The 8,217-nt window shown below is 46.1% G+C and carries 4 protein-coding genes; 2 read left to right on the forward strand and 2 right to left on the reverse strand.

The genetic code is table 11. The annotated features are described in order from the left end of the window. Together E1163_RS04760 and E1163_RS04765 are read right to left on the reverse strand one after the other, a co-directional pair. The coding region (locus E1163_RS04760) for a hypothetical protein (RefSeq protein ID WP_155170043.1) at nucleotides 1-363 on the reverse strand (363 nt) is incomplete at its 3' end. Between the two features lie 30 nt (nucleotides 364-393). After that, complete coding sequence (locus E1163_RS04765; protein ID WP_155170045.1) at nucleotides 394-1,338, reverse strand: helix-turn-helix domain-containing protein; 945 nt, start codon at nucleotides 1,336-1,338, stop codon at nucleotides 394-396. 363 nt (nucleotides 1,339-1,701) lie between these two features. On the opposite strand from E1163_RS04765, the gene E1163_RS04770 reads away from it, so the two are divergent. Further along, nucleotides 1,702-7,716, forward strand: a complete 6,015-nt coding sequence (locus E1163_RS04770) for a type I polyketide synthase (protein WP_155170047.1) — start codon at nucleotides 1,702-1,704, stop codon at nucleotides 7,714-7,716. A 5-nt stretch (nucleotides 7,717-7,721) separates the two neighbouring features. Next, nucleotides 7,722-8,174: a lipocalin-like domain-containing protein gene (locus E1163_RS04775; protein ID WP_155170049.1), complete on the forward strand. Its 453-nt coding sequence runs from the start codon at nucleotides 7,722-7,724 to the stop codon at nucleotides 8,172-8,174. The last annotated feature ends 43 nt before the right edge of the window (nucleotides 8,175-8,217 follow it).

Consider the following 8,217-nt stretch of genomic DNA (forward strand, 5'->3'; position numbering starts at 1 on the left):
ATAAATAAGCATTTCGACCAGAATTCTGAAAGATTGAATATAAACAGCAAAAGTAACAGGCAGCTTAGCCATGATTTCCTTAAATGCAGGTCTACCGGTAACTACAATGCAGATAATTATGGATGGCACAATGATGAACAAAGGAACACGGGGCGGCAGGCCGAAAACATCCAGCAACCCGGTATTTGACAGGACAAATATATAACCCAGCCAGGTGGCAAAATACAGCACATAATTCCTGATAAGCCGCTTTTGATCAACGGACTGCCCTAAAACGTAAAACATGCTACAAAACATGACTACAGACAATAAACAAAACCCAATGGCTACCATATCGATTTCTTTTACTTCAAAGCTATACACTGTTTTGGCATGGATGTCTATCCTATATTGCTAATTTTGCTTCCGGTACTTTAGCGGGGATACTTTGTGGTGCTTATGAAAAAACCGGGAAAATGAATTGGCCTCCGAAAACCCGATCATACCTGCTATTTCACTTACCTGCAGTTTGGTACCTTTAAGCAACTTTTCAGCCTTATTCATCCTTACAGCCATTATATATTCTTGAGGAGTGCAGTGGAATACTGTTTTAAATATGCGCAGGAAATGAAACTTTGACAGGCAGCAGATCTGGCTCAACTCTTCAAGAGAAATACGCCTTTGATAGTGTGCATGAATATAATCCACCGCCTGCACCATTCTTGCCATTAACTCTCTTTTCGTTGCAGGCTTTGTGGAAGCTATGCGATTGAACCCACTCCGGTCACGCTCAGCCTTTTTGAGCAAAACAGTCAGTAGATTATGCAATAGCAGTTCTTCCTCTAAAGGAGACTGGTTGCCCTCCCTATGATAGAAATCTTGTAATAAAGCAATGTGGCAGGCTATATCCGCTTCAAGCCACCTGGAGCGCGTAAATACATGATAATCGCAGGCGTTGGTTTCAGGGTTGTCCAGCAACTCCTCGTGTGCCTTACCCAAGGCATAAACCGTATCATCAAAAAGCTGCTGTCCAAAATGTACATTAAACGTAGTAGTTTGTCCGGCTTCCGGTATGATCAGATCATAATTCTGACCTTTATTCACCAGGCAGAAAGTGTCCTGATGGATACTTACCTCCTGCCCGTCGGCCACTACCATACCGCTTCCCTGTAAATTCAAAAACATAGAAAAAGGAGCAACAATATCGGTACGCTCCGTTCCTGAACTGGCAGTGTTAAGTACCACATTGGGCCACCCCTTGCCGGGAATAATCCGGCCGTTGACATCCCTCCTGTCCTCAAAATTGGTTCTGGCCTTATTTCTTAGCCAGTGTATATCAGGAAAAGCCTTAAGTAGCATCTTGGCATCTATTGGTTACAACCCTTAATATACAAAGCTTTCAGTATGAATGCATTGTCACGAGCTGCCAACCTCAATTTGGAACAAGCAAAAACAGGATGCGGCCAAAAAACAGGGTTTTTCCTGTACGTTTACCTCGGGGTTATCCACTAGCACCCTTAGCACTCCCTGATGCCCTCCCCCGATGAAGAGCCCGGAGTGAAACCTTATTGCGTCAAAGCATCTCTTACAAACCCAAATTATGACCTTTTATATCAATGATTTACTGATTTTGTCAAATCAGTAAATCCCCTGAAATAATCGCTCCACCTTATTTTCATCTTGCATCAACTAAAAACATTAACTGGCTAAAACCACCAAACCATGTCAAAAGAACCTATTGCAATCATCGGTATGTCTTGCCGGTTTCCAAAAGTGCAAAGCCTGCAAGACTTTTGGAGTCTCCTCGAAAAAGGGGAAGACACCATTGAAGAAATCAAACGCTGGAACATTGATGAGTACTACAACCCTGATAAGGGTGCTAAGGACAAAACGCATCAAAGGCATGGCTCTATGCTACAGCACATTGATGACTTCGATCCTTTATTCTTTAATATTTCACCTGCTGAAGCTGCTGAGATGAATCCATCGCAAAAACTGATGATGGAACTGGTTTGGGAATGCATAGAGAACAGCAACACTTCATATGAAAAAATAACAGGTAAAAAGATCGGGGTTTATATCGGCAACATCTGGAGCGATTTCGAGCATTTGCGCAAGCATAAACACGCTGAGGTTACCTCCCACTCTGCCGTAGGACAATCAGCTAACATTATAGCCAACAGGATCTCTTTCTTTTATGGCTTTTCCGGCCCCAGCCTGGTAGTAGATACAGGCTGCTCTTCTTCACTGGTAGCACTGCACCTGGCTTGCCAGAGCCTCTGGGATGGCACCATTGAGCAAAGTATAGTGGGTGGTGTAAACCACACCCTGGATCCTGATCAAAACATCCTGTTATCCAAATTCGGCGGGTTATCTGCCAAAGGTAAGTGCAGCACATTTGATGAAGGGGCCGATGGTTTTGTACGTGGTGAAGGTGGTGGCATTATATTGCTGAAAAGGCTTTCTGATGCCGAGCGCGATGGGGACAAGATATATGCGGTGATCAAGGGCAGCGCTATCAACAACAATGGTTTTAACCAAAACCTGCCGGCTACCAGCATCAAAGGCCAACTTGACGTTCTGGCAGAAGCCTATAAGGACTCTGGCATAAAGCCTAACGAGGTACATTATGTGGAAACGCATGGTACCGGCACACAACTGGGTGACCCAACGGAAACCAATGCGCTGGGACAATTTTTTAACCAGGATAGAAAAAGGCCTCTTCATGTAGGATCAGTAAAAACCAATATCGGCCACCTCGAAGGCGCTGCCGGTATGGCCGGACTGATCAAAGCCATACTGGCCATGAACCACAGGCAGCTTCCGAAGAACCTAAATTTTAACAAACCAAACCCTAAAATAGATTTTGACGGACTCAACCTGAAGGTTCAGGCGGAGCAAACCGAATGGCCTGCCTCCGAAGGAGAAACACTAAAGGCGGGTGTTAACTCCTTTGGCTGGGGCGGCACCAACGGCCATACTGTAATTGAAGAATACAAGCCAAAGACAAACCTGTACAACCCGGGTAAAAAGACACACGACCATAAGTTCGTATTGCCTGTTTCTGCCCGCTCTGAAAAGGCACTGGTTGAATATGTAAAGGCCTATAAAAACTATTTGAAGTACAGCATCAATGGTGCCCTTAGCGAGTTCATTCATACTGTAACAGCCACAGCCCTAAGAAAGCCTGAGTTTGAGTTCAGAAAGACCTTTGCAGCAGAGAGCAAGCTGGAGATGATAGAGAAGCTGGATGAGTATCTCAGAAACCCTGAATCAACCTCTACAAGTATAGAAAAGCAAAAGGTTGTTTTCGTATTCCCCGGCCAGGGTTCTCAGTGGATTGGCATGGGACGCGACCTGTATGAGACAGAACCTGTCTTTAAAAAAGTGATCGACGAATGTGAGGCTGCATTTTCCAGGTACAGCAACTGGTCATTAACAGCACAATTGAAGGCCAATGCGGATACCAGCCGAATGGACGAGATCAATGTGATACAACCTGCGCTTTGTGCCATGCAGATAGCCCTCGCCAAACTTTGGGAGTCATTGGGGCTAAAGCCTGATGCCGTCACCGGGCATAGCATGGGCGAGGTGGCTGCGGCTTACATTTCAGGCAGCATTACCCTGGATGAGGCTGCAAAAGTGATATGCACCCGAAGCCGGCTGATGAAAACCGTGAGCGGCAAAGGCGGTGCCATGGCTGTAACAGAGCTTACCGTACCCGAAGCTGAAGAAGTAATCAAAAAATATCCCGGATTGTCTGTAGCTGTAAACAACAGTCCTAAATCCACAGTCATAGCCGGTGACCAAAACCTCATTACCGAACTGTTGGCTGAATTGGAAGGCCAGGGCAAGTTTTGCCGTCAGGTAAAGGTGGATGTGGCATCTCACAGTGCCCAGATGGAACCGCTCAAAGGCCAGTTGGCTGAGGCACTTCAAGGTGTCGTCCCGCAAAAGAATAAAGTTACGCTATACTCTACTGTAAAAAACCAGGAAGTGTCCGGAGAAGAACTTAATGCCGCATACTGGGTGGACAACCTGAGAAATGGCGTGCAGTTTGCCGGAGTTATGGAGCAACTGATACAGAACGGATATAATACTTTCATTGAAGTAAGCCCGCACCCGGTGCTCACTACTGCTATCAGCGAATGTCTTGAAGCATTTAATGGCCATGGCGTGGTATCCGGCACTTTGACAAGAAACAAACCTGAGGAAAATGAGCTATACAGCAACTTTGACCTGCTTTATCAGCAAGGTATCAGGTTTGACTGGAACGTTTTCTACAAAAATCCTAAAGTGCCATTCTTAAACCTGCCCTCTTATCCGTTCCAAAGAGCGACTTATACACTGACCGAACGTAAGCAGAATCATGGCACGAAAAGGGAGGGTCATCCATGGATAGGTAAAGAAATGAAGCTGGCGCAACTGGCAGGTTTACACTTCTGGGAAGCCCAACTCAGTATTGATGAGTTTCCTTACCTGACTGATCATGCCGTATCAGGCAAAGTAGTGCTGCCAGGCGCCAGCTACATAGAAATGCTCCATGCCGCAGTGACCCAGCTTACCGGAAGCCACCAGATGATGATCAACGACCTGAAATTTAAATCAGCCGTTATCCTGGGCAGTGATGAAAAAGTAAACATTCAGTTAAGAATACAAAAAGGAGAAAATACATCAGCATTTGCATTCTTCCGGATGGCTGACGGCCAGTGGACTGAAACTGCCTCAGGAAGCTTTGCATTAAACAGTAGCATTACAAATGAAATTGCAGAGTGCACGGATTTCGAAGGAAATACAGATACCGAAGCGCTGTATGAACAACTTCAAACCCTAGGCTTACAGTATGGCCCCTATTTTAGAGGAATTCAGAAGATCCATGTTAGCGACCGCCAAACACTGGCATCCGTTGTTGTAAAAGATAACCTAAAATACAGCCTCAACCAGTATGGTCTGCACCCTGCCGTGCTGGACGCCTGCCTGCAAACTTTATTTGCTGCTCAATCCAATGACGAAAACAAAACCGCTATGACCTACCTCTCCGGTGTTGAAGCTATAGAGATCAACAAACCTATCAGTTTTAGCGATGAACTGTTCGTTCGCACCGAGATCACTGGTCAGGACATAGCCAATGAAGGACAGAGCATCACCCTTACGGCCAATTGCACCATTACAGATGCCACCGGGAAGGTGCTGGTTACTTTGAAAGGCCTTGGTGGTAAGATCTTTAAATTAGAGGAAGATGGCGGACACAAGGAAAAATGGTACCACCACATCAACTGGGTGCCTGAGCAGATCAGTTTCAAAAATGCCGGTCAGCAGTCCTTCATAGTAGTTGCCACGCAAAATGACGAAGTTACCAAGCAATTTTTGGAAGCCCTGACCGATGCAGGCCACGACTTTCATTGGGTAGCCCCGCATACCACAGACGAAGCTCCCTTCAAGTCTGCCCTTGACCAGATAGAGCTTGAAAAAGCAGACCGCATCATCTATTTCAGCCACGACGATATCATGGCCGGGCAGGAAACTATCGCAACCGAAAAGGCTTTCTACCTGATAGAGCTTTTTAAAGAGCTGGAGGCGAAAAAACTGATGCACTATCCTGGACTGACCATAGTTACCAATGGCGCATTTGGCATCAAGTCTGACCATATCAATGTTGCCGCAGGCCCTGTAGTGGGTGTGGGCAGAGTAGCTTTCAACGAATTATCTCAATATGAGACCCAGATCGTTGACCTCAGCTATAACTGTAATCAGGAGGAATTGAAAAACCTTGTAAAGCTGGCAGCACAACCTGTCGCCAAAGAGCGTGAAATTGCCTTAAGGAATGAAAGTTTTTACTGCTCAAGACTTGCTGACTATGCACCAGCACTTCCTGCAGCGGTAGAACAAAGCACGTTCTCTTCATCTGGATACCACCTCGTAACAGGCTACAAAGGTATAGCCTTCACGCTTGTGGAATGGATGTTTGCCAGAGGCGCGCGTAAATTCTGCCTCGTAAGCCGAAGCAATAACCTGGATGAGGTACTAAAAGGAAAAATAGAATCATTGAAAAGTGAGGGTGCCATATTCAAAATTGTTGATTGTGATGTCTGCAATACCGATGCTGTAAACTCACTTCTGACAGAGCTTGAAGCCGAGGCCGGCTTGAAGAGCATTATCCATGCTGCAGGGGTTATCAATGCAGAACAAATTGTTGACCTTAGCCATGAAGAGTTCTCTGCCATACTGGCTCCAAAGGTTATCGGTGGCTGGAACCTGCATCAGGCTTCCAAAAAGTATGCACTTGACCACTTCATGCTGTTCTCCTCTGCCTCCAGTCTTTTAGGTTTGAGTGGCCAGGTGAGCTATGTGGCTGCCAACACCTTCCTCGATACCCTGTCGCAATACCGTCAGAAGCAGCAACTGCCTGCTCTGAGTATCAACTGGGGTGTAATGTCAGATGTAGGTATGGTGGCTTCGATCAAAAACCTGGAGAAATTCGCAGAAGCGGAAGGCTTTGTAGCTACTCCAATGTCAGATGCAGTAAAAGCGCTCGATAAAATCTTTGACCAGTGCCCAGCCAATATGGGCGTATTCCAGCTCAATGCCGGACAGACTGCGGGACATTTCCCTGCGCTGGGAGACAGCAAGTATTTCGCCGGGCTGCTTCACAAAAATGACGATGAGCACGAAGGCCAGACGCTCATGCAGACACTGGAAAGCGTGCCCAATGCAGAAGAGTGGCTGGATGCCCTGGAGAGCCATTTAAAGAAGCTTACGGCGAGTATCATCAAATCGCCGGAAGATCAGTTGTCTACCACCATGAAATTCAAAAGCCTGGGCATAGACTCGCTGATGGCGGTACAGTTCAGGAACAAACTGGAAAAAGAGCTGAATATAAAACTTTCGGTAACAGATATCTGGGAGCACCCGACTATCTCTGAGTATGCTACCTTCCTGGCCGAGAAGTTGTTTAAGATCAAAAAGCAGAAGGAAGGCCAGAATACCGCGGAACCTGCAATAGTGGCAAGCCCGGCCAGTGCTGAACATAAAATGCAATTGGTGTGTTTTCACGATGCAGGCGGCAATGCCCACCTCTACGCCGATTGGGAAGACAAACTGGCCAGCCACATCCAGCTCATTACCGTAGAGCTTCCGGGCAGAGGCAAGTCATCGTCCATGGAACCGTTTACTGATATGAAGCAGGCTATCCATAAGATTTCCGATGCGCTCATGGGTGTAATAAATAAGCCGGCAATCTTCTTTGGACATAGCATGGGTGGACTGATAGCTTTTGAGGTTATCCGTGAGTTGCGCAGAAGGCTGACCAAACTTCCGGTCAACCTCATAGTGTCCTCCACACCGCAACTGGCTTCTTATGACAAGCAGCACCTGGATCACAACGCTGATGACAAAACGCTTATGAAGCGCTTCCCTCACCTGAGCAAGGAGATGATCCCTGATGCCGAACTGCGCGAGATACTTATCAGGCTTCTGAGAAACGACCTGAAGCTACTGGATACGTATGATTATGAATTTGCCCCTCCTTTGGATGTGAATATCATTGCCATACATGGAAAGAGCGACAGCACCGTAAGCAAGAAGCAAATGGATCTATGGAATAATGAGACCACACTAAAATTCAGGTTTATCGAACGCGAAGGCGACCACCATTACCTGAGGTCATGTACCGATTTTGTAACAGGACTCATTAACAATGAAGTAGCAGCTCCTGAATTAATACACCTTAAAAAATAAAACCAATGGAAACACAACAAGCCACAACTAAGTTAGCCAAACAAGTGATAGGTACCTGGAAGCTAGTTTCCTGGACTTACAAAAATGAAAAAGGGGAAGTCATCGACTACTTTGGCAAAACCCCGAAAGGTATACTCATGTACACCGACAGTGGGTACATGAGTGTACACATCATGAAAAGTGACCGTAAACGGTTTAAAAGTGAAGGCATGTATGATGGCACTCCCGAGGAAATTGTAGATGCCTTCACCACATACTTTGCCTACTTCGGCAAGTTTATCGAAAAAGAGCCGGGCATATTGCAACACACAGTGGAAGGCGGAACCTTCCCCAACTGGCTGGGCAATATTGAAGAACGCTATGGCGAAATAGAGGGTAATCGCATGATATTGTCCACACCACCGATCCGCACCGGCAAGCACGATATTGTATTTAATGTAGTATGGGAAAGGGTCTAGTCCAAAAAGTGAAAAATCTGTTACAGAGGTAATAAAAATGACA

It is taken from the genome of Fulvivirga kasyanovii, assembly GCF_009711405.1.
In the GTDB taxonomy this organism is placed as follows: Bacteria; Bacteroidota; Bacteroidia; order Cytophagales; family Cyclobacteriaceae; genus Fulvivirga; species Fulvivirga kasyanovii.

Excerpts from the sequence above, each read along its gene's own strand:
- E1163_RS04765 (WP_155170045.1), bottom strand. The coding sequence starts at position 1,338 with ATGCTACTTAAGGCTTTTCCTGATATACACTGGCTAAGAAATAAGGCC.
- E1163_RS04770 (WP_155170047.1), top strand. The coding sequence starts at position 1,702 with ATGTCAAAAGAACCTATTGCAATCATCGGTATGTCTTGCCGGTTTCCA.
- E1163_RS04775 (WP_155170049.1), top strand. The coding sequence starts at position 7,722 with ATGGAAACACAACAAGCCACAACTAAGTTAGCCAAACAAGTGATAGGT.